The 23,838-nt window shown below is 70.8% G+C and carries 24 protein-coding genes; 19 read left to right on the top strand and 5 right to left on the bottom strand.

The annotated features are described in order from the left end of the window. Positions 1-70 precede the first annotated feature (70 nt). Positions 71-904, top strand: coding sequence for a tRNA (adenine-N1)-methyltransferase (locus CRM89_RS09040; protein ID WP_098083736.1), 834 nt, complete (start codon positions 71-73; stop codon positions 902-904). Positions 905-1,009: 105 nt separating this feature from the next. On the opposite strand, the gene CRM89_RS09035 is transcribed toward CRM89_RS09040, so the two are convergent. Beyond that, positions 1,010-1,531: a hypothetical protein gene (locus CRM89_RS09035; protein ID WP_060590676.1), complete on the bottom strand. Its 522-nt coding sequence runs from the start codon at positions 1,529-1,531 to the stop codon at positions 1,010-1,012. 178 nt (positions 1,532-1,709) lie between these two features. Here CRM89_RS09035 and arc point away from each other — a divergent pair, with 178 nt between their 5' ends. The 4 genes from arc to CRM89_RS09015 all read left to right on the top strand — a co-directional run bounded on the left by arc (position 1,710) and on the right by CRM89_RS09015 (position 5,130). Continuing rightward, the gene (gene arc, locus CRM89_RS09030; protein ID WP_011209712.1) at positions 1,710-3,470 is read left to right on the top strand and encodes a proteasome ATPase; all 1,761 of its coding nucleotides are present in this window, start codon (positions 1,710-1,712) and stop codon (positions 3,468-3,470) included. A 101-nt stretch (positions 3,471-3,571) separates the two neighbouring features. Further along, positions 3,572-3,940 (top strand): arsenate reductase family protein, encoded by a 369-nt coding sequence (locus tag CRM89_RS09025; protein WP_011209711.1) that lies wholly within the window; start codon positions 3,572-3,574, stop codon positions 3,938-3,940. A gap of 52 nt (positions 3,941-3,992) precedes the next feature. Continuing rightward, positions 3,993-4,673, top strand: a complete 681-nt coding sequence (locus CRM89_RS09020) for a TIGR00266 family protein (RefSeq protein ID WP_041560189.1) — start codon at positions 3,993-3,995, stop codon at positions 4,671-4,673. A 61-nt stretch (positions 4,674-4,734) separates the two neighbouring features. Then, positions 4,735-5,130 (top strand): nitroreductase family deazaflavin-dependent oxidoreductase, encoded by a 396-nt coding sequence (locus tag CRM89_RS09015; RefSeq protein WP_011209709.1) that lies wholly within the window; start codon positions 4,735-4,737, stop codon positions 5,128-5,130. 30 nt (positions 5,131-5,160) lie between these two features. Here the strand turns inward: CRM89_RS09015 and CRM89_RS09010 are convergent, their stop codons facing one another. Both CRM89_RS09010 and CRM89_RS09005 read right to left on the bottom strand, forming a co-directional pair. Then, positions 5,161-5,925, bottom strand: a complete 765-nt coding sequence (locus CRM89_RS09010) for a helix-turn-helix domain-containing protein (RefSeq protein WP_086842921.1) — start codon at positions 5,923-5,925, stop codon at positions 5,161-5,163. Between the two features lie 135 nt (positions 5,926-6,060). Next, positions 6,061-7,242: a DUF418 domain-containing protein gene (locus CRM89_RS09005; protein ID WP_098083735.1), complete on the bottom strand. Its 1,182-nt coding sequence runs from the start codon at positions 7,240-7,242 to the stop codon at positions 6,061-6,063. Between the two features lie 150 nt (positions 7,243-7,392). Between CRM89_RS09005 and dop the strand changes: the two genes are divergently transcribed. The 6 genes from dop (at position 7,393) to CRM89_RS08975 (ending at position 12,820) form a co-directional block, all read left to right on the top strand. Further along, positions 7,393-8,892, top strand: a complete 1,500-nt coding sequence (dop, locus tag CRM89_RS09000) for a depupylase/deamidase Dop (RefSeq protein ID WP_086842917.1) — start codon at positions 7,393-7,395, stop codon at positions 8,890-8,892. A gap of 140 nt (positions 8,893-9,032) precedes the next feature. Next, on the top strand, positions 9,033-9,227 hold the full coding sequence (locus CRM89_RS08995; RefSeq protein ID WP_011209705.1) for a ubiquitin-like protein Pup: 195 nt from the start codon (positions 9,033-9,035) through the stop codon (positions 9,225-9,227). Between the two features lie 14 nt (positions 9,228-9,241). Further along, positions 9,242-10,090, top strand: a complete 849-nt coding sequence (prcB, locus tag CRM89_RS08990) for a proteasome subunit beta (protein WP_050768060.1) — start codon at positions 9,242-9,244, stop codon at positions 10,088-10,090. After that, the gene (gene prcA, locus CRM89_RS08985; RefSeq protein WP_060590681.1) at positions 10,087-10,863 is read left to right on the top strand and encodes a proteasome subunit alpha; all 777 of its coding nucleotides are present in this window, start codon (positions 10,087-10,089) and stop codon (positions 10,861-10,863) included. Before prcB ends, prcA begins: the two co-directional genes overlap by 4 nt. Positions 10,864-11,042: 179 nt before the next feature. Continuing rightward, complete coding sequence (gene pafA / locus CRM89_RS08980; protein ID WP_086842913.1) at positions 11,043-12,401, top strand: Pup--protein ligase; 1,359 nt, start codon at positions 11,043-11,045, stop codon at positions 12,399-12,401. Positions 12,402-12,436: 35 nt separating this feature from the next. Further along, positions 12,437-12,820, top strand: a complete 384-nt coding sequence (locus CRM89_RS08975; protein ID WP_098083734.1) for a nuclear transport factor 2 family protein — start codon at positions 12,437-12,439, stop codon at positions 12,818-12,820. A gap of 298 nt (positions 12,821-13,118) precedes the next feature. Here the strand turns inward: CRM89_RS08975 and CRM89_RS08970 are convergent, their stop codons facing one another. Next, positions 13,119-13,415: an MTH1187 family thiamine-binding protein gene (locus CRM89_RS08970; protein WP_011209700.1), complete on the bottom strand. Its 297-nt coding sequence runs from the start codon at positions 13,413-13,415 to the stop codon at positions 13,119-13,121. 114 nt (positions 13,416-13,529) lie between these two features. On the opposite strand from CRM89_RS08970, the gene CRM89_RS08965 reads away from it, so the two are divergent. From CRM89_RS08965 to CRM89_RS08935, 7 genes are all read left to right on the top strand, one after another. Beyond that, a complete protein-coding gene (locus CRM89_RS08965; RefSeq protein ID WP_011209699.1) occupies positions 13,530-14,525 on the top strand; it encodes a YafY family protein in 996 nt (331 codons plus the stop codon). 15 nt (positions 14,526-14,540) lie between these two features. Next, a complete protein-coding gene (locus tag CRM89_RS08960) occupies positions 14,541-15,521 on the top strand; it encodes a YafY family protein (protein ID WP_011209698.1) in 981 nt (326 codons plus the stop codon). Then, positions 15,518-16,564: a 2-dehydropantoate 2-reductase gene (locus CRM89_RS08955; RefSeq protein WP_098083733.1), complete on the top strand. Its 1,047-nt coding sequence runs from the start codon at positions 15,518-15,520 to the stop codon at positions 16,562-16,564. The genes CRM89_RS08960 and CRM89_RS08955 overlap by 4 nt, the downstream gene beginning before the upstream one ends. Positions 16,565-16,669: 105 nt before the next feature. Next, positions 16,670-16,933 carry a Sec-independent protein translocase subunit TatA gene (gene tatA / locus CRM89_RS08950; protein WP_011209696.1) on the top strand — a complete coding sequence of 88 codons (264 nt, stop codon included), beginning with the start codon at positions 16,670-16,672 and terminating at the stop codon, positions 16,931-16,933. A 111-nt stretch (positions 16,934-17,044) separates the two neighbouring features. Next, complete coding sequence (gene tatC / locus CRM89_RS08945) at positions 17,045-17,992, top strand: twin-arginine translocase subunit TatC (RefSeq protein ID WP_060590691.1); 948 nt, start codon at positions 17,045-17,047, stop codon at positions 17,990-17,992. A gap of 3 nt (positions 17,993-17,995) precedes the next feature. Next, positions 17,996-20,695, top strand: a complete 2,700-nt coding sequence (locus CRM89_RS08940) for an RNA helicase (protein ID WP_098083732.1) — start codon at positions 17,996-17,998, stop codon at positions 20,693-20,695. 119 nt (positions 20,696-20,814) lie between these two features. Further along, positions 20,815-21,507 (top strand): DUF4333 domain-containing protein, encoded by a 693-nt coding sequence (locus CRM89_RS08935; protein WP_060590696.1) that lies wholly within the window; start codon positions 20,815-20,817, stop codon positions 21,505-21,507. A 111-nt stretch (positions 21,508-21,618) separates the two neighbouring features. Here CRM89_RS08935 and CRM89_RS08930 read toward each other — a convergent pair whose 3' ends face one another. Next, a complete protein-coding gene (locus CRM89_RS08930) occupies positions 21,619-22,599 on the bottom strand; it encodes a 5'-3' exonuclease H3TH domain-containing protein (protein WP_060590699.1) in 981 nt (326 codons plus the stop codon). Between the two features lie 88 nt (positions 22,600-22,687). Here CRM89_RS08930 and CRM89_RS08925 point away from each other — a divergent pair, with 88 nt between their 5' ends. After that, positions 22,688-23,815: a Xaa-Pro peptidase family protein gene (locus CRM89_RS08925; RefSeq protein ID WP_060590701.1), complete on the top strand. Its 1,128-nt coding sequence runs from the start codon at positions 22,688-22,690 to the stop codon at positions 23,813-23,815. The last annotated feature ends 23 nt before the right edge of the window (positions 23,816-23,838 follow it).

The following is a 23,838-nucleotide window of genomic DNA, read 5'->3' as shown; positions in this document are numbered from 1 at the left end:
CCTGACAGACCTGCGCGGACCCTGCGTACACCAGCAGAAACCAGCAGAAACCAGCACGGAACGGAGTTACATGACGGCCAGACGGACCGGGCCATTCGCCATCGGGGACCGGGTGCAGCTGACCGACGCGAAGGGTCGCCTGCACACGGTGATCCTCGAGCCCGGCAAGGAGTTCCACACCCATCGCGGCGCGATCAAGCACGACGACCTGATCGGCGCCGACGAGGGCAGCGTGGTCAACTCCACCAACGGCACGCCGTACCTGGCGCTGCGTCCGCTGCTGGTCGACTACGTGCTGTCCATGCCGCGCGGCGCGGCGGTGATCTATCCCAAGGACGCCGCGCAGATCGTGCACGAGGGCGATATCTTCCCCGGCGCCCGGGTGCTCGAGGCGGGGGCGGGTTCGGGCGCGCTGACCTGTTCGCTGCTGCGCGCGGTCGGGCCCGAGGGTGAGGTGCTCTCCTGGGAGATCCGCGAGGACCACGCCGAGCACGCCGTGCGCAACGTGGAGCGGTTCTTCGGCGAACGGCCCGCCAACTGGTCGTTGACCGTCGGCGATGTCGCCGAGTACACCGGCGAGCCGGTGGACCGGGTGGTACTGGACATGCTCGCCCCGTGGGACGCCCTGCCGACCGTGGCCGGGGCACTGGTGCCGGGTGGTGTGCTGATCGTCTATGTGGCGACGGTCACCCAGTTGTCGAAGGTGGTCGAGGCGCTGCGGGAGCAGGAGTGCTGGACCGAGCCGCGCTCGTGGGAGTCGATGGTGCGGCCCTGGCACGTGGTGGGGCTGGCGGTGCGGCCCGAGCACCGCATGCAGGCGCACACGGCGTTCCTGGTCAGCGCCCGGCGCCTGGCCGAGGGCGTGGTCACTCCCAAACCGCAGCGGCGCCCGTCCAAGGGGTGAGACGGTCGCGGTGCGTCCACGCCGTCCAGCCCGTGGGACGGCTGCGCCCGCGTGCGTTTCACCCGCCGGTGGACGGGGAACGATCACACGCGGGCGCGCCGGTGATCACGGCGTGCAGGGAGCCTGCGCGAAGGCCAGCAGCGTGCAGGCGCTCGCGTCCGAGATCTTCCACTTGTCGTCCTCGTGCTGCCAGGTCAGCGGCATGGCGGGGGCGACACCGTGCGGGGAGGTGATGACGACCTGAGCGGTCGCGGATTCGCCCTCGGTCTTGATGTCGCTGATCGCGAAGGTCAGCGGCCCATAGCCGCCGAGGACCTGGTTCATCGTGTCGATGTTGGCGGCGCGCTTGTCGCCGTCCACCACGACCGCGGTCTTGTCGGCGGTGGTCTTGGCCGGATCCGCGAACAGGGTCAGCGTGCCCTGCAGCTCCTCGGCGGTCGGGGCGGCGTGGTCGTGATCACCGCTCGCGGAGGAGGTGGCCGCCGCGCTGGTGGCGGCCGCGCTGGTGCTGGTCGCGGCGGTGTCGGAGGACTCGTCGTCCGAACAGCCGGCCAGGCCGGCGGTGAGGGCGAGGGCCGCCGCGGCGGTGGCGACGCACAAGCGCAGGGACTTGGCGGGAAGGAGCATGTTCAGCAACCTTTCGGCTCGATGCCGAGGATTCCCTCCTCGGCCGGGTTAGGGGAGGCTAACATGGTTGCTCGGCCGCCGATCGCAGCACAGATGTGATCACGACGAAACAATGTCGGAAAGCGAGAACGGTTCGCGCCCGGTAGCGTTGATAGACCGGGACTGGGAGGAGCAGCACATGAGCCCCATCGAGAATTCGGATTCGGCGGCCTGGAGAGAGCTCGAGGCGGTACGCGCCGAGGCGGCTGCACTCCGAAGGCAACTCGCCGATTCGCCGGATCGCACACGTGAATTGGAAGCCCGCATCGATTCGCTGACCATTCGCAACACCAAGCTGATGGACACCCTCAAGGAAGCGCGCCAGCAACTGGTGGCGCTGCGCGAGGAGGTCGATCGGCTGGGTCAGCCGCCCAGCGGATACGGCATCCTGATCGGCGTGTACGACGATCAGACGGTCGACGTGTTCACTTCGGGTCGCAAGATGCGGTTGACCTGCTCGCCGAACATCGACACGTCCACGCTCTCCTACGGTCAGACCGTCCGGTTGAACGAGGCGCTGACCGTCGTGGAAGCGAACGAGTACGACGCGGTCGGTGAGATCGGCACGCTGCGCGAGATCCTCGACGACGGCCGCCGCGCCCTCGTGGTCGGGCACGCCGACGAGGAGCGGGTCGTCTGGCTGGCGGGTCCGCTGGCCAAGGTCGCCGAGGAGGACGACCTCGACGATCCCGACTCGCCCGTGCGCAAGCTGCGTCCCGGCGACTCCCTGCTGGTCGACACCAAGGCCGGATTCGCCTTCGAGCGCATCCCCAAGGCCGAGGTCGAGGATCTGGTGCTCGAGGAGGTGCCCGACGTCGACTACAGCGACATCGGCGGCCTGGGCAGGCAGATCGAACAGATCAGGGACGCGGTCGAGCTGCCGTTCCTGCACAAGGACCTGTTCCGCGAGTACGAGCTGCGCCCGCCCAAGGGCGTGCTGCTCTACGGCCCGCCCGGCTGCGGTAAGACGCTCATCGCCAAGGCGGTGGCCAACTCGCTGGCCAAGAAGATCGCCGAGGCGCGCGGTGAGGATGCCAAGGAAGCCAAGTCGTTCTTCCTGAACATCAAGGGCCCCGAGCTGCTGAACAAGTTCGTGGGCGAGACCGAGCGCCACATCCGGATCATCTTCCAGCGGGCCCGCGAGAAGGCCTCCGAGGGCACCCCGGTGATCGTGTTCTTCGACGAGATGGACTCGATCTTCCGCACCCGCGGCTCCGGCGTCTCGTCGGACGTGGAGACCACCGTGGTGCCGCAGCTGCTGTCGGAGATCGACGGCGTGGAGGGCCTCGAGAACGTCATCGTGATCGGTGCGTCCAACCGCGAGGACATGATCGACCCGGCCATCCTGCGGCCCGGCCGCCTCGATGTGAAGATCAAGATCGAGCGTCCGGACGCGGAGTCGGCGCAGGACATCTTCTCCAAGTACCTCACCGAGGATCTGCCGCTGCACGCCGACGACCTGGCCGAGTTCGGCGGCGACAAGGCCGCCTGCGTGCGCGCCATGATCGAGCGGGTCGTGGACCGGATGTACGCCGAGAGCGAGGACAACCGCTTCCTGGAGGTCACCTACGCCAACGGTGACAAGGAAGTCCTGTACTTCAAGGACTTCAACTCCGGCGCCATGATCCAGAACATCGTCGATCGCGCCAAGAAGTACGCGATCAAGTCGGTGCTCGAGACGGGCAGCCCGGGCCTGCGCATCCAGCATCTCTACGATTCGATCGTGGACGAGTTCTCCGAGAACGAGGACCTGCCCAACACCACGAATCCCGATGACTGGGCGCGGATCTCGGGTAAGAAGGGCGAGCGCATCGTCTACATCCGCACGCTGGTCACCGGCAAGAACGCCAGTGCGAGCCGGGCCATCGACACCGAGTCGAACACCGGCCAGTACCTGTAGGCCGACCGATCGAGGCCGCGTCTCCCGTGCGGGGGCGCGGCCTCGTCGCGTCCGGCGGGGTCCCGTTCCCCGGCGGCGCGGCGGCGTGGTTACCTGGTGGCATGACGAGTGGTCACACCGAGATCTGGCACAATCCGCGCTGCTCGAAGAGCCGCAACGCCACCGCCTACCTCGACGAGGCGGGCGTGGACTACACCGTGCGCCGCTACCTCGACGACCCGCCGACCGCCGAGGAACTGCGCGCCGTGCTCGCCCGCCTCGGCGCCGAGCCCTGGGACATCACCCGCACCGGCGAACAGGCGGCCAAGGACCTGGGCATGGCCGACTGGGGCCGCACTCCGGCCGACCGGGAGCGCTGGATCGAGGCGCTGGTGGCCGAACCACGGCTGATCCAGCGCCCGATCGTGCTCACCGCCGACGGCGGCGCGGTGCTGGCGCGCAGCGACGAGGCGTTGCGCACACTGGGCTGAGGGCCGCGCGGGCAGCCCTGCCCGGGTCGCCCGCGCGGTAATGTCGCGGTCCATGAAGGTACACCTGCGCCACAATCCCGCCTCGACCGTCGCCCGCTGCTTCCTCGCGGGCGGGGAGCCGATGCGGGTCGAGAGCGGCGCCATGCTCGCGCATTCGGCCGGCGTCACCCTGCAGGCCAAGGCCGAAGGCGGCATCCTGGCCGGGTTGAAGCGCTCGGTGCTGGCCGGCGAGTCGTTCTTCGTCTCCACCTTCACCGCACCGCCGCAGGGCGGCTGGGTGGACGTGGCACCCGCCCTGCCCGGCGACATGCTGAATCTCGCGATCACCCCGGACCGCCCGTACTTCATCAGCCGCGGCGGCTGGATCGCCAACTCCTACGGCGTGACCGTGGAGAGCAAATGGGGCGGGTTCGCGAACCTGTTCGGCGGCGAGGGCGGTTTCGGTCTACGCGCCCACGGCGAGGGCGAGGTGGTCGTCGGTGTGTTCGGCGCCATCGACGTCATCGATCTGCAACCGGGCGAGCCGATCACCATCGACACCGGCCACGTCGTCGCCTACGACCTGGCGATGAACTTCACCATCCGCCGGGCCGTGTCGGGACGCTCCATCCAGTCCCTGAAATCCGGCGAGGGTTTCGTCTTCGACTTCGTCGGTCCGGGCCGGGTGCTGCTGCAGACCCGCAATCCGGGCGCCTTCGGGGCCTGGGCGGCGTCGATGGCGTCCTCGAGCTGAGCGACGCGTCGATCCGGAGTAGATTGGGCGGCGCCGGCTTCCACTCGGCGGAGAGGACGACATGGTTCTGCCACGCTCCCTGGCCACCCTCAACCGGCACCTCACCAATCCGGCGGCCAGACCGGTCGCCGGTCGCGTCCCCCCGGCCGCGGTGGTGGTGCATCGCGGCCGCCGCTCCGGCCGCACCTACGAGACGCCCGTGCTGGCCTTCGCCGACGGCCCGGTCTACCGGATCGCGCTGACCTACGGCCCCGGCGTCGACTGGCTGAAGAACGTGCGCGCGGCCGGACGATTCGAGCTGCGCCGCACCGGCCGCACACTCACCCTCGTCGACCCCGAGGTGATCGAGGACCCGGCCGCCGCATGGGCGCCCCCCGTCGTGCGGCAGGTGTTGCGCGCCATCGGCGCCCGCTACCACCTGCGCGCGACCGTGCGGGAGCAGGCGGGCCCGCGGTAGTCCGGTCCTGCCGCCGGTGTGCCGCTCGGTTCAGCGCAGGTCGTCGCCCAGATCCCAGTGGGCGGCATGGTGGAGGGCGGTGGGGGAGAGGCCGAAGGTGCGGCGGCAGGTGCGGGTGAGGTCGGTGCCGTTGTCGAAGCCCGCGGCCTGGGCGGCGGTGGCGAGGTCGTCGCCGGAGCGGAAGCGGGCGACGGCGATTCGCAGGCGCAGCCAGAGAATGTAGGGGCGCAGCGGGATTCCGACCTGCTCGGTGAACAGGTGGGACAGGCGGCCGGGGGAGAGGCCGACCCGCTTGGCGACGTCGGCGCCGCGGACGGTGCGGTCGAGCACCAGCGAGGGCAGCAGGTGCAGCGCCTCGGTGACCGCGGCGTGGCGATGCGGCGGGGCCGGTGGCGTCGCGCGCAGGGCGTGCACGATGGCCGCCACCTGTTCGGCGATGGGGGAATTCAGCAGGGTGGCGGGCAGCGGGTCGCGGTCGTCGGCCCAGCCGCCGCGATGGGCATCCGCCGCGGCGGCGGCACCGGCCGCGGTCTCCGGATCGAGATACAGCGTCGCTCCCTCGGCGGCGGATTCGATCCGGTAGGGCGCGTCCGCGGGCACGATCACCCGGGTGCCCTGGTGCCGCACGCCGCCGGCGTCCATCACCGTCACCGGGGTACGGGCGACGAGCATCTGGACGGTGTGGTGGGCGTGCAGCGCGGTGGGCTCGATCGGCCCACCGAAGGCGAGAATGCCCGGCCGCAGCAAAGCTGTTGCCCAGCGCGGCTTTTCGTCGACGACCAGGGTGTTCTCCATCCGACGCTCCCGCACGCTGCCGCACCGGTGGGCCGGGTGTCGGCCCCACCGCCCGAGAATATCCGCCCGGCCTCGTCCGCGGAGGTCGTTTCGGCGAGCCGGTGGCAGCGCCGAGCCAGAATCGGTTGCGCCGCTTCAGCGGTCGCCGGACAGCCGCCGGTAGCTCACCTGCCAGAACCACTCCACCGGCCCGCGCTCGAAGCGGCGTAGCCACAGGTGCGCCGCCACCACGATGATCAGGCTGACCAGCAGATACGTTCCGACCGTGAACGGCACGCGCGCCGCCGGGTCCACCCGTGCCGCCAGCCCGAGGCCCCAGCCGTAGCACAGCGCCGAGGCCACCAGGTTCTGCAGGATGTAGCACGAGAGCGCGGTGCGGCCGACCTCGCCGAGCCTGCGCCCGGCGAATCCGACGCGCGGCCTGCGCAGGTAGAACTCGGCCACCAGGGCGAGCAGGCCGAACGCGACGAGCGGCGCGGTGCCGTAGCGGGTCAGGAAGATCACGTCGCCGCCGACGAACACACCGGCGGCCAGGTCGACCGGTGCCGCCACCGCGCCGAGCAGCATGAGCCGCTTGCGGATTCGCGCGCCCTCCGGCCGGAACACCCCGGCCCGGAACAACGCCGCACCGGCGAGGAACAACGCCACCGACATCGGGAACACGATGATCGGTTCGAGCCGGAACATGCCCGCGTTCGCCAGCCGGAACACCACCAGGTCCCAGAACGATCCGTCGGCGTAGGGGTTCGGGTCCAGTGGCTCGCGCGCCGCGGGCTCGGCCGCGGGTGCGGCGGCGATCGCCACCGCGACCAGGGTGAGCAGCGCCAGATGCACCGCCGCCGCGCCGATCAGCCAGCGGCGCCGAGCCCGGTCGCTCGTGGCGAGCAGGAACGCCACCACCAGGCCCGTGACGGCGTACCCCATGAGCACGTCGAACTCGGCGACCAGCACGAAGTTCAGCACGCCGTCGAGGAACAGCAGGCCCGCCCGCCAGGGGTACTTGCCCGGCCACGGTCTGCCCGCGCGGGCGGCCGAGGCCTGCTGGATGGCCAGGCCGATGCCGAACATGATGGTCAGGAGGCCGAGGAACTTGCCCTGGGCGATCTGCTGGAGCACCCGTTCGGTCCAGTCCGCGCCCGCGGCGCCGAAGCCGGCGAGGTAGCCGACGAGCCCCTCGGGATCGGTCATGATCCAGATGTTGGTGCCGAGGGTGCCGAGGATGGCGATGCCGCGCAGGACGTCGAGGGCGGGCAGGCGGCCGCCCGGCGCGGGGGTGCGGGCCCGGTCCCGCGCCTGATCGGTGATCTGGTCGGTCACCCACCCACTATCGGCCCTCGCGCGCGCGAGGGAATCCGCCGCGAGGAGGAACCGGTGTAGCCGGGAGAACGAATTCGGCTACACCCCGAGGAGGACACGGGTGCACCGGGTGCGGCCGATGCCGCCGCGCGCGTCGCCTAGGCTCGAGGTATGCAGCGCATCATCGGAATCGAGGTCGAATACGGCATCTCGACGCCCACCGAGCCGTCGGCCAACCCGATCCTCACCTCCACGCAGGCGGTTCTGGCGTACGCGGCGGCCGAGGGCGTGCCGCGCGCACGGCGCACCCGGTGGGACTACGAGGTGGAGTCGCCGCTGCGCGACGCGCGTGGCTTCGACCTGAGCCGGATGAACGGGCCGGCGCCGGTGATCGACGCCGACGAGGTCGGCGCCGCGAACATGATCCTCACCAACGGCGCGCGGCTCTACGTCGACCACGCCCACCCGGAGTACTCCGCCCCCGAGGTCACCGATCCGCTGGACGCGGTGATCTGGGACAAGGCGGGCGAGCGGGTGATGGAGGCCGCGGCCCGGCACGCCTCCAGTGTGCCCGGCGCGCCGCGGCTGCAGCTGTACAAGAACAACGTCGACGGCAAGGGCGCCTCCTACGGCACCCACGAGAACTACCTGATGAACCGGGACACCCCGTTCAACCAGATCATCGTGGGCTTGACGCCGTTCTTCGTCTCCCGGCAGGTGATCTGCGGGTCCGGCCGGGTCGGCATCGGCCAGTCCGGCGACCAGTCCGGCTTCCAGCTGTCCCAGCGCGCCGACTACATCGAGGTCGAGGTCGGCTTGGAGACCACCCTCAAGCGCGGCATCATCAACACCCGCGACGAACCGCACGCCGACGCCGACAAGTACCGCAGGCTGCACGTCATCATCGGGGACGCGAACCTGGCCGAGATGTCGACCTACCTCAAGGTCGGCACCACCGCGCTGGTGCTGGATCTCGTGGAGGCCGGGGAGGACCTGTCGGACCTGCAGCTGGCCCGGCCGGTCACCGCGGTGCACCAGATCAGTCACGATCCGACGCTGCGGGTGGCGGTGGCGATGGCCGACGGCCGCGAACTCACCGGCTTGGCGTTGCAGCGGCTCTACCACGAGCGGGTCGCGAAGTTCATGGACCGCGAGGGCAACGACGACCCGCGCGCCCGCGACATCCTCGAGAACTGGGCGATGGTGCTCGACCTGCTGGAGCGCGACCCGATGGAATGCGCGAACCTGCTGGACTGGCCCGCCAAGCTGCGCCTGCTCGAGGGCATGCGCAGCCGAGAGGGACTGAACTGGGCCGCCCCCAAGTTGCACCTGATGGACCTGCAGTACTCCGATGTGCGGCTGGACAAGGGGCTCTACAACCGCCTGGTCGCCCGCGGGTCGATGAAGCGGCTGGTCACCGAACAACAGGTGCTCGATGCGATGACCAACCCGCCCACCGACACCAGGGCCTATTTCCGCGGGGAGTGCCTGCGCCGCTTCGGGGCCGACATCGCCGCCGCGAGCTGGGACTCGGTGATCTTCGACCTGGGCGGTGATTCGCTGGTGCGCATCCCCACCCTGGAGCCGCGCCGCGGCACCAAGTCCCATGTCGGCAAGCTGCTCGACGGTGTGGACAGCGCCGCCGAACTGGTGGAGCAGCTGACGCACTGACCGGCAAAAGGCCACAGATCCGACATGGTGTCGGGGTGGCTGGGTAGTGTTGAAGAACGGGCACGCACATTGCGCACGACCGGAACCGTGCTCACCGATCCTGGGTCCGGTCGTGATGAGAACACAGGAGGTCGGCTGCCATGGCACAAGAGCAGACCAAGCGCACCGGAGGCGGCGACGAGGACGAGGGTTCCGCCGGTCCCGAGGCCGCGGGTCAGGAACGTCGCGAGAAGCTGGCGGAGGACACCGACGACCTGCTCGACGAGATCGATGACGTGCTCGAGGAGAATGCGGAGGACTTCGTCCGCGCCTACGTGCAGAAGGGCGGCCAGTGACAGCAGGTGACCCGATGCGTCTCCACCCGGGGCACGCGCTTTCCTCTTTCACCGAACATCTACGAGCGCTCGCGCCGGAACTGTTGGGTCCCAACAGGTTCGCAGCTCTCGACGGTGCCACCGGATCCTCCGGTGGCACCGGCGCGAAGGACATCGCCCCGCACGGCACCACCATTGTCGCGGTCAGCTACCGCGGCGGCGTGCTGATCGCCGGCGACCGGCGGGCCACCCAGGGAAACCTGTTGGCCAGCAGGGACATGGACAAGGTCTACATCACCGACACCTTCTCGGCGGCGGGCATCGCGGGCACCGCGGGCATGGCCGTGGAGCTGGTGCGGCTGTTCGCGGTCGAGCTCGAGCACTACGAGAAGATCGAGGGCGTGCCGCTCACCTTCGACGGCAAGGCCAACAAGCTGTCGAAGATGGTGCGCGACAACCTGCCCGCGGCCCTGCAGGGCCTGGCCGTGGTGCCGGTGCTGGTCGGGTACGACGAGCGCGCCGGTGACCCGGATCGGGCCGGGCGCATCGTGTCCTACGACGTCGTCGGTGGGCGCAGCGAGGAGCGGTTCGGCTACACCGCGGTCGGTTCCGGCTCGATGTTCGCCAAGACCTCGCTGAAGAAGCTGTACGCCAAGGGGATCGACCAGGCACGGGCGCTGCGCATCGCCCTGGAGTCGCTCTACGACGCCTCCGACGACGACACCGCCACCGGCGGGCCGGACCTGCTGCGCGGGATCTACCCGACGGCCGTCGTCATCGACGCCGAGGGCGCCCTGGAGGTGCCCGAGAGCAGGCTCGAGGAGATCGCCCGCGGGATCGTCGCCGATCGCACCGCGGCTCAGGAAGGGAGTGCAGGCGCATGACACTGCCGTACTACGCCTCGGCCGAGCAGATCATGCGCGACAAGACCGAGCTCGCGCGCAAGGGCATCGCTCGGGGTCGCAGTGTCGTCGTGCTGACCTACGACAAGGGTGTGCTGTTCGTGGCCGAGAACCCCTCGGCCACGCTGCACAAGGTGAGCGAGCTCTACGACCGCATCGGGTTCGCCGCCGTCGGCAAATACAACGAGTTCGAGAGCCTGCGGCGCGGCGGCATCCTGCAGGCCGACCTGCGCGGCTACCAGTACGACCGGCGCGACGTGACCGGCCGGGCATTGGCCAACGCCTACGCGCAGGCGCTGGGCACGGTGTTCAACGACCAGCTCAAGCCGTTCGAGGTGGAGATCTGTGTCGCCGAGGTCGGCTACCCGGAGCAGTCGCCGGAGGCGGTGCTGTACCGGATCAACTTCGACGGCGCGATCGTCGACGAGCGCGAGTTCGTGGTGATGGGCGGTACCACCGAGCCCATCGTCGCCGCGCTGAAGGACTCCTACCAGCCGGGCCTGGACCTGAGCTCGGCGGTGGGCGTCGCGGTGCAGGCGCTGCAGGCCTCCGGCCCGGAGGGCGCCGACAAGGAGAAGCGCACGATCGGCGTCTCCCAGCTGGAGGTGGCCACCCTGGAGCAGGCCCGCCCGCGCCGGGCGTTCCGGCGGGTCACCAAGACCGCGCTCGAGCAGTTGCTGGCCGGCAACGGCGTCGACACCTCGGTGGGCAAGGCGACCACCACGGTGGAGTTGCCGGAGGAGCCCGCGGAGTAGTCCGGGGGCGTCGCACCACCCGCTCCGGGCCCGTGCGCGAACACTGGTTCGCGCGCGGGCCCGAGCCGTGTGCGCGGCCGGTGAACCGGGCAAACCACCCCGAATCGTTGCCAAGCCGTATGCGGTGCTGTTGTCCGCACCGCCCCGCCGGGGCCCGACATGGCTGTAATGTCGAAGATGTGCAGCGACGAATCATGGGGATCGAGACCGAGTTCGGTGTGACATGCACCTTCCACGGTCACCGTCGGCTGTCCCCCGACGAAGTTGCCCGGTACCTGTTCCGCCGGGTGGTGTCCTGGGGCCGTAGCTCGAACGTGTTCCTCCGCAACGGTGCTCGCCTCTACCTCGACGTCGGCTCGCATCCCGAGTACGCCACCGCCGAGTGCGACAGCCTGCACCAGCTGGTCACCCACGATCGCGCCGGTGAGCGGGTGCTCGAGGAGCTGCTCATCGACGCCGAGCAGCGGCTGGCCGAGGAGGGTATCGGCGGCGACATCTACCTGTTCAAGAACAACACCGACTCGGCGGGCAACTCCTACGGCTGCCACGAGAACTTCCTGGTGGTGCGGGCCGGCGAGTTCTCCCGGATCTCCGACGTGCTGCTGCCGTTCCTGGTCACCCGCCAGCTGATCTGCGGCGCGGGCAAGGTGTTGCAGACCCCGAAGGCGGCCACGTTCTGCCTGTCGCAGCGCGCCGAGCACATCTGGGAGGGCGTCTCCTCGGCGACCACCCGCTCGCGCCCGATCATCAACACCCGCGACGAGCCGCACGCCGACGCCGAGAAGTACCGGCGCCTGCACGTCATTGTCGGCGACTCCAACATGTCCGAGACCACCACCATGCTCAAGGTGGGCACGGCGGCGCTGGTGCTGGAGATGATCGAGGCGGGCGTGGCCTTCCGCGACTTCGCCCTCGACAACCCGATCCGCGCCATCCGCGAGGTCAGCCACGACCTCACCGGCCGCCGCCCGGTGCGGTTGGCGGGCGGCCGCCAGGCCAGCGCCCTCGACATCCAGCGCGAGTACTACGCGCGCGCCGTCGAGCACCTGCGCAACCGCGACCGCGATCCGCAGATCGACCAGGTCGTCGACTTGTGGGGGCGCGCCCTGGACGCGGTGGAGGCGCAGGACTTCGCCAAGGTCGACACCGAGATCGACTGGGTGATCAAGCGCAAGCTGTTCCAGCGCTACCAGGACCGCTACGACATGGAGCTGTCCGATCCGAAGATCGCCCAGCTGGACCTGGCCTACCACGACATCAAGCGCGGTCGCGGCGTGTTCGACCTGCTGCAGCGCAAGGGCCTGGCCAAGCGGATCACCGAGGACGAGGCGGTCGACGCGGCCGTGGACACCCCGCCCCAGACGACCAGGGCCAAGCTGCGCGGTGACTTCATCACCGCCGCGCAGGAGGCGGGCCGCGACTTCACCGTCGACTGGGTGCACCTCAAGCTGAACGATCAGGCCCAGCGCACCGTGCTGTGCAAGGATCCGTTCCGCTCGGTCGACGAGCGGGTGGACCGGCTGATCGCCTCGATGTGACGCGTGAGCGGCACGCGCGTGGATACTCTGCGGGCATGACCGACACGGACGTTCTCGACGAGCTGCTCGTGGTCGAACGCGCCGGGTGGGACGCGCTGTGCGCGAGTACGGGCGCCCGCTTCTACGGCGCGGTGATGACCGACGACGCGGTGATGGTGCTGGCCAACGGGATGATCCTCGATCGCGACGGCGTGGTCGCCGCGCTCGAGCACGCCCCGCCCTGGCGCACCTACGAGATCCGGGAGCCGCGCGTGATCGACGCCGGCTCCGAGAGCGCGGTGCTGGTCTATCTGGGCATCGGCTACCGCGACGCCGCCCAGCCCGCCTTCCGTGGCTGGATGACCAGCGTCTACCGCCGCACCGCCGACGGCTGGCGACTGGCCGCCTACCAGCAGACCGAACTCGCCGAAGACCGCTAGCGGCGGGTGGACCGGGGTGTCGCTCATCGCTGCGGACGGCGGTTGCGCCGGACGTGTTGAATCGGGACCCGGTGCGCGCCGAAATCACCGCGAGCGGGGGTGCGGCCGGCCGGAACGCGAATCGCTCGCGGTGAGAGGCAGGCTCCACCGGCTGCTCGGCGCGAGGCCGCCGATGAATCTGCGCGGCATGGGTGTTCCGGTCGACTGGGCCGACGACCCGTTCTGGAGCCGGCGGATCTCCTGACCGAGCCGGCCGCGGGGGCACCCGCCGCCGCGGCGCTCGGACGGTGCGCGGCGGCTAGTCCTCGGCGAGGTGGCGTTCGATGGTGGCGACCTTGGCTGTCATCGCGTCGGTGACGCCGGGGCGGATGTCGGCCTTGAGCACGAGGCTGCAGCGCGGGGCGACGGCGAGGATGGCGTCGGTGGCCTCTTTGACGACGCGCATCACCTCGTCCCATTCGCCCTCGAGGGTGGTGAACATGGCGTCGGTGCGGTTGGGCAGGCCGCTGGCGCGCACCACGCGCACGGCCTCGGCCACGGCCTTGCCGACCTCGACGCCGGTGCCGAGCGGGGTGACGGAGAAGGCAACGATCATCCGCCCATTCTCGCGCACCCGATGTCGCCGCCGGGCGGGCAAAAGCTGGGCAAGTGACCGGGCAATCGCGCGCCGCCGCGCACACCGCCGGGCAGGCGGATTACCCTCTATCGCGTGGCGATATCCAAGGTCGAGCGGCTGATGAATCTGGTCATCGCGCTGCTGTCGACCCGTCAGTTCCTGACCGCCGAGCGGATCCGGGAGAGCGTCGCGGGCTACGAGGACTCCGCCAGCGACGAAGCGTTCAGCCGCATGTTCGAGCGCGACAAGAACGAGCTGCGCGACCTGGGCATTCCGCTCGAGGTCGGCCCGGTCAGCCGGTTCTCCACGGTCGAGGGCTACCGCATCAACCCCGACGCCTACGCGCTGCCCGACATCGACCTCACCGACGAGGAGGCCGCCGCGGTGGCGGTGGCGGTGCAGTTGTGGGAGTCGCCGGAGCTGGCGGCCGCCGCCGAGGGCGCGGTGCTGAAGTTGCGGGCGGCGGGCATCCATGTCGAAACCGAGGCGCCGGTGGCATCGGTGCCCGCGGTTCCGGCGCGCACCCGCGGTTCCGAACCGGTGCTCGGCAAACTCCTGGCGGCGATCGACGCCGGGCAGGCGGTGCGCTTCGAACATCGCGGCGCGGCGAACGAGCCGTTCCGGATGCGCGATGTGGAGCCGTGGGGCGTGGTGACCCATCGGGGCCGGTGGTATCTGGTCGGGCACGATCGCGACCGCGACGCGGTGCGCAGCTTCCGGCTCTCCCGCATCGCCGACGACGTGACCCCGTACGGCCCGCGCAACGCCGTGCACAAGCCGGAGGGCGTGGACCTGCGCGCCATCGTCGCGCGAGTGACCAGCACCAGCCCGGTCACCGGCACGGCGACCGTCTGGGTCGCCGACGGGCGCGGCCGCGACATCCGCAGGCTCGGCACCGTGCGGGAATCCCGCGTGGTGGCCGGGCGTCCCGGCGTCGTGCTCGAGGTGCCGGTGCGCTCGCGGGACTGGATCGCCCGCCTGGTGACCGGCCTCGGCCAGGACGCTCTGGTGCTCGCCCCCGCGGATCTGCGCGCCGACGTGATGGCCCGGCTGCGGGCGGTCGCCGAGACCACCGAGGCGCCGGCATGACCTGGAAGGGACGCCATGAGCGGTAGCAGACTGTCGGTGCGGCTCTCGCGGCTGCTCAACATGATCCCGTACTTCATCGCGAACCCGGGTATCAGCGCCGCCGAGGCCGCCGCCGACCTGGGCGTGAGCACCAAGCAGCTGATGAGCGATCTGAACCAGCTGTGGATGTGCGGGCTGCCCGGGTACGGGCCCGGAGACCTGATCGATCTGTCCTTCTCCGAGGAGAGCATCGAGGTCACCTTCTCCGCGGGCATCGACCGCCCGCTGCGGCTGACCTCCACCGAGGCGACCGCGCTGCTGGTGGCGTTGCGCTCGATCGTGGAGATGCCCGGCATGGTCGACCCGACCGCCGCGCACGCCGCGATCGCCAAGATCGAGTCGGCCATCGCGGGTGGCGCCCCCGACGCGGCGCCGGCGGCGCCGAGCGCGCCGGTGGAGGCGCCCGCGGTGACGACGGTGCGTTCGGCGCTGGCCCGCGCGCACGCGCTGCGGCTGGTCTACTACTCGGCCAGCCGCGACGAGGTTTCCGAGCGGGTGGTGGACCCGATCCGCATCCTGCTCGTCGACGACAACAGCTACCTGCAGGCCTGGTGCCGCGACGCCGAGGCGGTGCGCCTGTTCCGCTTCGACCGGATCGAGGCGGCCACCGAGCTCGACGAACCGGCGCGGCCCCCGCGCGATGTCTCCACCGAGGCCGCCCTCGACCTGTTCCAGGACGACCCGGCCGTTCCGCTGGCACGCCTGCTCATCCGGGCCGACCACGGCTGGTTGCTCGACCAGTACCCGATGCACAAGGTGGCCGCGCGCCCGGACGGCGGCATCGAGGCGACCATGCGGTTCGCCACGCTGGACTGGATGGCCCGGCTGCTGCTCGGTTTCGGGTCCGGTGTGCGGGTGCTCGGGCCGCCGGAGCTGGTGGCCGCGGTGCGCGAGCGGTCCGAGGCCGCGCTCGCCGCCTATCGGGACGCGGGTCTCGCGGAAACGGACGTGGTGTGAGAGAGACGGAGGAGCCGACCCGGCGGGTGCTGGTGTTCGGGGCGGGCAGCGTGGGCGTGTTCGTCGGCGGCAAGCTCGCCGCCGCGGGCGCCGAGGTGACCTTCGTGGGCAGGCCGTGGTTGATCGAGGAGATCACCGCCGCCGGACTGCACCTGACCGATCTCGACGGCGGCGCGCAGGACGTGGCGCCGGACCGGTTCCGGGTGGCGACCGAACCGGACGACGTGGGCTGCGCCGATCTGGTGCTGGTGACGGTGAAGTCCGGGGCCACCGCCGACGCGGCCAGGGCGCTGGCGGACAAGATCCGGGCGGGCACCGTGGTGCTGAGCCTGCAGAACGGCATCGGCAACGACACCGTGATCCGCGAGTTCCTGCCGTCGTGTGTGGTGCTGGCGGGCATGGTGATGTTCAACGTGGTGCGGCACGGGCCCGGCCGGTTCCATCGCGGCACCGAGGGCGGGCTGGCCGTGCAGGACGATCCGGCGCTGGCCGACCACCTCGCGCTGTTCGATCGCGCCGGACTGCCGTTGCGCAGGCACGCCGACCTGCGCCCGGTGCAGTGGGCCAAACTGCTGCTGAACCTGAACAACCCGGTCAACGCGCTGTCCGGGCGCACGCTGCGCGAGGAACTCGCCGACCGGGACTACCGCCGGTGCCTGGCGCTGGCCCAGCGCGAGGCGCTGACTGTGATGAAGCGCGCACGGATGAGTCCCGCGCGGCTCACCCCGCTGCCACCGGCGCTGATGGCGCGGTTGCTCACCGTGCCGACGTGGCTGTTCCGGGCGGTCGCGGGCCGGGTATTGGCCATCGATCCGCACGCGCGCTCCTCGATGGCCGACGACCTCGCGGCCGGACGGCGCACCGAGATCACCTGGTTGTGCGGCGAAATCGTGGATCTCGGCGCGATGGTCGGGGTGCGGGCGCCGGTCAACGAACGGCTGATCCAGCTGATCGTCGCGGCCGAGCAGGGCGGCCGGCGGGACTGGCCGTCCGGGGAGTTGCTGGCCGAGCTGCGAGCGGCCGGATCGACCACGCGACAGTGAAGTCTCGGTGAACTCACCGTGAGTGTTCGCAGTGGCCCAGCAGCCGCCGTTCGGCCACGTCGGGGTCCGGTAGCATCGGAACCACCACAGTCTTGGGAGGTACAGATGTCAGGCACGTTCAGCTGGACGCACCTGCTGATCATCGCGCTGCTGTTCGTGGTGCTCTTCGGTGCCAAGCGGCTGCCGGACGCGGCCCGTGGGCTCGGGCGCTCGCTGCGGATCTTCAAGAGCGAGGTCAACCAGATGCAGCACGAGACCCCGCAGGCGAATGCCGCGCCGGTGCAGCAGCCCGCGCAGCAGTTGCCGCCGGCGCAGCCCGCGCAGGCCCCGGCCCAGCCGGTCAACCAGGCCGAGCAGAAGTCGGCCTGAGTCGAATGCTCCCACCGGGGTGAGCCGCCGCTCACCCCGGTCAGTGCTGTTCGGCGGTAGAAACAGGCGTTCGCCCACCCGCGGCGCTCGAGCACAGGGGCAACCACTTCGATGCGAATCCCGTTCGATCCTCGGCGCAGCAGGCGCAGGACGAATCCCGACGGCACCATGTCGTTGGTCGAACACCTGCAGGAGTTGCGCAGCAGGCTGCTGAAGTCGATCGCGGCCGTGCTGCTGACCACGATCTTCGGCTTCTTCTGGTACGCGCACACCCTCGGGCCGATTCCGAGCCTCGGCGACATGCTGATCGGTCCGTACTGTTCCCTGCCGCCGGAGGCACGCGCGACGCTGACCCCCGACGGTGCCTGCCGCCTGCTGGCGACCGCCCCGTTCGAGCAGTTCATGCTGCGCCTCAAGGTCGGCTTCACCGCCGGTGTCGTGCTGGCCACGCCGATCTGGCTGTACCAGCTGTGGGCGTTCATCACCCCCGGCCTCTACGCCAAGGAACGCAAGTACGCGATCAGCTTCGTCACCGCGGGCAGTGTGCTGTTCACCGCCGGTGCGGTGCTGGCGTACGTGGTCGTCGCGCACGCGTTGAGCTTTCTGCTCGAGATCGGCAACAACGCCCAGATCACCGCGCTGAGCGGTGCGCAGTACTTCGGCTTCATCATCCAGCTGCTGATCATCTTCGGCGTCAGCTTCGAGACGCCGCTGTTGATCATCGGGCTCAACGCCGTCGGCGTGCTCACCTACGACAAGCTCAAGGCCTGGCGGCGCGGCATCATCTTCGGCCTGTTCTGCTTCGCCGCGGTGGTGACCCCGCAGGACCCGTTCTCGATGCTGGCACTGGCGTTCGCGCTGACCATCCTGTTCGAGGTGGCGGTGCAGATCGCGCGGCTCACCGACCGGCGCCGCGCGCGCAAGGCGGCGATGGCGGCGCTGGCCGACGACGAGGCGTCACCGATCGAGCAGCCCGAGCCGATCGACCCGGCCGCTGCCTTCGGCGAGCCGGCCGGAAAATCGGCACGCCCGGTGTCGGACTACTCCGATACGCTCTGAACGGTGACGATCAACCGGTCCCGCACAGGCGAGCTGGCCAGGTTCTCCCAGGAGCTGTCGTTCGATCTGGACCCGTTCCAGCGCGAAGCGTGTCAGGCGCTGGAGGCCGGGCACGGCGTGCTGGTGTGCGCGCCCACCGGCGCGGGCAAGACCGTCGTCGGTGAGTTCGCGGTGCATCTGGCGCTGGTGTCCGGCGGCAAGTGCTTCTACACCACCCCGATCAAGGCCCTGTCGAATCAGAAGTTCGCCGACCTCACCCGCCGGTACGGGCGTGCGAGCGTCGGCCTGCTCACCGGCGACCAGTCGATCAACCCGGACGCGCCGGTGGTGGTGATGACCACCGAGGTGCTGCGCAACATGCTCTACGCGTCCTCGGACGCGCTGCGCGGGCTGTCCTACGTGGTGATGGACGAGGTGCACTACCTGGCCGACCGGTTCCGTGGCGCGGTGTGGGAGGAGGTCATCCTGCACCTGCCCGCCGACGTGCGCCTGGTCAGCCTGTCGGCGACGGTCAGCAACGCCGAGGAGTTCGGCGCGTGGATGGAGACCGTGCGCGGTGACACCGCCGTCGTCGTGGACGAGACGCGCCCGGTGCCGCTGTGGCAGCACGTGATGGTCGGGCGGCGCATGTTCGACCTGTTCGACACCAAGTCCAGTGATCAGAAGGTGATCGTGGACGAGGACCTGGTGCGCTACATCCGCCACCGCGAGCAGGCCGACCGGATCAACGGCTGGGGCGGTCCGCGCGGTCGCGGCGGGCCGCGGCGCGACTTCCGCCCGCTGCCGCGACCGGAGGTGCTGGCCCGGCTCGACGAGGAAGGGCTGCTGCCGGCGATCACGTTCATCTTCAGCCGCGCGGGGTGCGACGGGGCGTTGGCGCAGTGCCTGCGGTCGCGGCTGGACCTGAGCCGTCCCGAGGACGCCGACGAGGTCGACGCGATCATCGAGAAGCACACCGGCGAACTGCCGAAGTCCGACCTGGAGGTGCTCGGCTACTGGGAGTGGCGCGAGGCGCTGCACCGCGGCCTGGCCGCCCACCACGCGGGCATGCTGCCCGCGTTCCGGCACACCGTCGAGGAGTTGTTCGTGCGCGGGCTGGTCCGCGCGGTCTTCGCCACCGAGACGCTGGCGCTCGGCATCAACATGCCCGCGCGCACGGTGGTGCTCGAGCGGCTGGTGAAGTTCAACGGCGAATCGCACGCCGAACTCACCCCGGGGGAGTACACCCAGCTCACCGGACGCGCCGGGCGGCGCGGGATCGACGTCGAGGGCCACGCCGTGGTGCTGTGGCAGCCGGAGGTCGACACCAGCGCGGTCGCCGGTCTGGCCTCGACCCGCACCTATCCGCTGCGCAGTTCGTTCCGGCCCGGCTACAACATGTCGATCAACCTCATCGACCGGATGGGCGCGGCGGAGGCGCGGGCACTGCTGGAGCGCTCCTTCGCGCAGTTCCAGGCCGACCGCTCGGTGGTGGGCCTGGTGCGTGGCATCGAGCGCAACGAGGCACAGCTGGCCAGGTTGCGCGATCAGCTCGGCGGCGCCGAGGGCGGCTTCCTGGACTACATCGCGCTGCGCGAACGCATCAAGCAGCGCGAGCGGCAGCTGGCGCAGCAGAGCCGGGCCGACCGCCGCGGCGCCGCGGTACGGGCACTGACCACGCTGCGGCGCGGTGACGTGGTCGCGATTCCGTCGGGGCGCCGTGCCGGCCTGGCGGTGATCCTCGAACCCGACGCCACCCCGCACGATCCGCGTCCGCTGGTGCTCACCGAGGACAAGTGGGCCGGGCGGGTGTCGGTGGCGGACTTCCCCGTGCCCGCCGAGGCGCTGGGCCACATGCGGCTGCCGCGGCGCGTCGACCACCGCACCGCGCGCGCCCGCCGCGACCTGGCTTCGGCGCTGCGCAGCACCGGGATCACCGCGCCGGGCAGGCAGCGCCGGGGCAGGCACTCCGACGCCGCCGAGGACCGCGAGCTGGCCACCCTGCGCCGCAGCTTGCGTGCCCATCCGGCGCATGCGCGGCCCGACCGCGAACAGCTCAGCCGCATCGGCGAACGCTACAACCGGATGCTGCGCGAGACCGAGACCATGCGCCAGAAGGTCGCCGCCACCACCAACTCGCTGGCGCGCACCTTCGACCGCATCCTCGGATTGCTGGAGGAGCGCGGTTTCGTGCACGAGGGCGAGGTGACCGCCGACGGGCGCAGGCTGGCCCGGATCTACGCCGAGAGCGACCTGGTGGTCGCCGAATGCCTGCGCCGCGGGGTGTGGCGCGGGCTCGGGCCGGCCGAGCTGGCCGGGGTGGTGTCGGTGCTGGTGTACGAATCCCGCCAGGAGGGCGGCTATCTGGGCCCGGCGGGTCCGACACCGCCGGTGCGGCGGGCGGTCGGCGCGACCGTGGACGTGTGGAGCGAGCTGCGCACCGACGAGGCCAGGCACAAGCTGCCGCCCACCCGGGAGCCGGACCTCGGTTTCGTCACCGGCGTCTACAAGTGGGCGCGCGGGGACGGATTGGCCGAGGCGTTGCTGGCCGGCGGCGATCAGGGCGTGCCGCTCTCGGCGGGCGATTTCGTGCGCTGGTGCAGGCAGGTGATCGACCTGCTCGACCAGATCCAGGGCACCGCCGACGACACCGAGGTGGCGAGCACGGCGGCCAAGGCGGTGCGTGCCATCCGGCGGGGTGTCGTGGCGGTGGACGCCGCATAGCGGATTCGGTTGTGATTTGATTTCTTTCGCGTACCGACCGAGGCGGAGGAGTCGTGCTGTGCGACGAGACGCCGGCGGGGGGCTACCGTATGAATAACGATGCGAGTGGAGGCAATCAGATGAGCGGCCCGTACGGACCGAACGACCCCGGGGAGGGACGCAACGATCCCACCCAAGTGTGGGGCGGACAGCAGGCGCCCGGTGGCGCGGGCCCGACCCAGCAGTGGGGTGGCCAGAACCCTCCGTCGCAGCCCACCCAGCAGTGGGGTGACCCGAACCAGCAGGCCCAGCAGCAGTGGTCGCAGACGCCGGGCCAGCCGCAGCAGCAGTGGGGTCAGCCCGCGCAGCCGCAGCAGCAGTGGGGCCAGACGCCGGGGCAGCCGCAGGCCCAGTGGGGTCAGCCTGCGCCGGGGCAGCCGGGTCAGCCGCCGCAGTGGGGTCAGCCCGGGCAGCCGCAGCAGCAGTGGGGGCAGCCGGGTCAGCAGCCGCCGCGTTCGGGTGGCGGCAAGAAGGGCCTGATCATCGGCCTGGCCGCGGTCGGCGTGCTGGTGCTCGGCGGCATCGTCGCCTTGGTGCTGCTGCTCACCGCCACCGACAAGCTGGACCAGGCCGCCGTCCAGGACGGGGTGAAGCAGGTCCTCACCGACTCTTACGGCATCACCGACGTCTCCGACGTCTCCTGCCCGTCCGGCCAGAAGGTCGAGGTCGACGCGACCTTCGAGTGCACCCTGAAGGTCAGCGGCGAGCAGAAGAAGGTCAACATCAAGATCACCAAGGACGACGGCACCTACGAGGTCGGCCGCCCCAACTGAGTGATCACCGACGGCCGCGCGAGCGGCCGGGGGCAGGGGATTCGAGCCCGCGGAACGGTCTGGTCGATCAGGCGTCCGCGGGCTCGGTCGTGCGCGCGGTGTCGCCCGGTCTCACCCCCGCGGTGCGGCCATGGCCTTGATCAGCCGCTGGACCGGGCTCTCGGCGTTGTAGCGCGTGCCGAGGTCGAGCAGGCGGTCGCGGTCGGCGGGCTCGGTGGGCAGGGTGTCGGGACGCGACAGGTCGACGGTGGCGTCGCGCACCACGCGCACCACCGGTGCGGCGGCTTTCAGATAGTCCTCGGCGGCACGGAGTTTCGCGCGGACGCCGGGAGCGAGGTCGGCGTCGGCGTCCTCGACGGCCGCGCACAGCGCCTCCAGCGACCCGAAGCGGGAGATCAGCGTGGCCGCCGACTTGTCGCCGATCCCGGGCACGCCGGGCAGCCCGTCGGAGGCGTCGCCGCGCAGGGTCGCCATGTCGGCGTAGGCGGGGCCGGCGTTCTCCAGCGGCACACCGTACTTGGCCGACACCTCGGCGGGGCCGAACAGCTCGGCTTTGGCCAGGCCGCGTCCGGCGTAGAACACGCGCACCGGCGGGGCGGGGTCGTCGCGGACCAGTTGCAGCAGGTCGCGGTCGCCGCTGACGACCACCACATCGTCGTCGCGTTCCCGGTCGGCGAGGGTGCCGAGCACGTCGTCGGCCTCGAGCCCGGCGGCGCCGCCGGTGGCGATGCCCGCGGCGGCGAGCACGTCCAGGATCATGTCCACCTGGGGGGTGAGCCGGTCGGGCACCAGTTCGGCGGTCGGGTCGCCGGAGGGGTCGAGGCGGTGGGTCTTGTAGGAGGGCACCAGCTCGACCCGGAAGGCGGGCCGCCAGTCCAGGTCGAGCGCGACGACCAGCCTGCCCGGCCCGAATCGGGTGATCAGCGAGGCGACCATGTCGGTGAAGCCGCGCACCGCGTTGACCGACCGCCCGTCGGGGGCGGTGAGCTTGTCCGGGATGGCGTGGAAGGCGCGGAACCAGAGACTGGCGCCGTCCAGCAACAGCAGCGGGCCGGGCGTTGTCGCAGCGGGGGTCGTCGCAGCAGGGGTCACGGGCCGAGATTACCGCCGGGCACCGACGCCGGATCCACCACTCGCCACGGCGGGTCGATCGGTGCCGCGGCGGGTAACGTCGACTGGTATGAGTTCGCACACGCACGCCAGGTTCGCCGCGGATGTCTACGCCGACCGGTTGGAGCGGGCCGTGGAGTCGATGCGCGCCGCGCACCTCGACGCCCTGCTCATCACCCCCGGCCCCGATCTGCGCTACCTCGTCGGTTCGGCCGCCCAGTCCTTCGAACGGCTGACCTGCCTGGTGATCACCTCCGACGGCGCGACCCCGTCGGTGGTGATCCCGAAGCTGGAGCTGGCCGCGCTGGCCGATTCGGCGGTGGGCGAGCTGGGCCTGCGGGTGCTGGACTGGGTCGATGGTGTGGACCCCTATCAGCTGGTGCGGTCGACCCTGCACGCCGGGTCCCGCGTAGCGGTGGCCGACGCGATGCCCGCGCTGCACCTGATCCCGCTGGCGGCCTCGTTCAGCGGCCTGCCGGTCTCGGCGACGCCGGTGCTGCGGGAGCTGCGGATGATCAAGGACGCCGCCGAGATCGAGGCGTTGCGCCGGGCGGGCGCCGCCATCGACCGCGTGCACGCCAGGATGGGGGAGTTCCTCCAGGTCGGCCGCACCGAGGCGGAGGTGGGCGCCGACATCGCGGCCGCGCTCGTCGAGGAGGGGCATCTGGAGGCCGATTTCGTCATCGTCGGCAGCGGCCCGCACGGCGCCGACCCGCACCACGGGGTGTCCCAGCGGCGGATCGAGCGCGGTGACGTGGTGGTGATCGATATCGGCGGCCCGGTGGAGCCCGGCTACTTCTCCGACTGCACCCGCACCTATTCGATGGGCGAACCCGCCTCCGAGATCGCGGCCCGGTTCGCCGAGCTCGAGCGTGCCCAGGCCGCGGCGGTGGCCGCGGTCCGGCCCGGCGTCACCGCCGAGTCGGTGGACGCGGCCGCGCGGAACCTGTTGACCGAGGCCGGTTTCGGTGACGCGTTCGTGCACCGCACCGGGCACGGCATCGGGCTGTCGGTGCACGAGGAGCCCTACATCGTGGCGGGCAACGACCTGCCGCTGCGCCCGGGCATGGCGTTCAGCATCGAACCGGGCATCTACTTCCGCGGGGAGTGGGGTGCCCGGATCGAGGACATCGTGGTGGTCACCGAGGACGGCTGCGAGTCGATGAACAACCGCCCACACGGGCTCACGGTGCTCTGAGCGGGGATCGATTCGGCCGGGCG

Origin of the sequence: Nocardia sp. FDAARGOS_372 (assembly GCF_002554515.1) — a bacterium.
Classification (GTDB): Bacteria; Actinomycetota; Actinomycetes; order Mycobacteriales; family Mycobacteriaceae; genus Nocardia; species Nocardia farcinica.
Note: the sequence above shows the minus strand (reverse complement) of the source record. Positions and strands in the feature narration are given on the sequence as shown.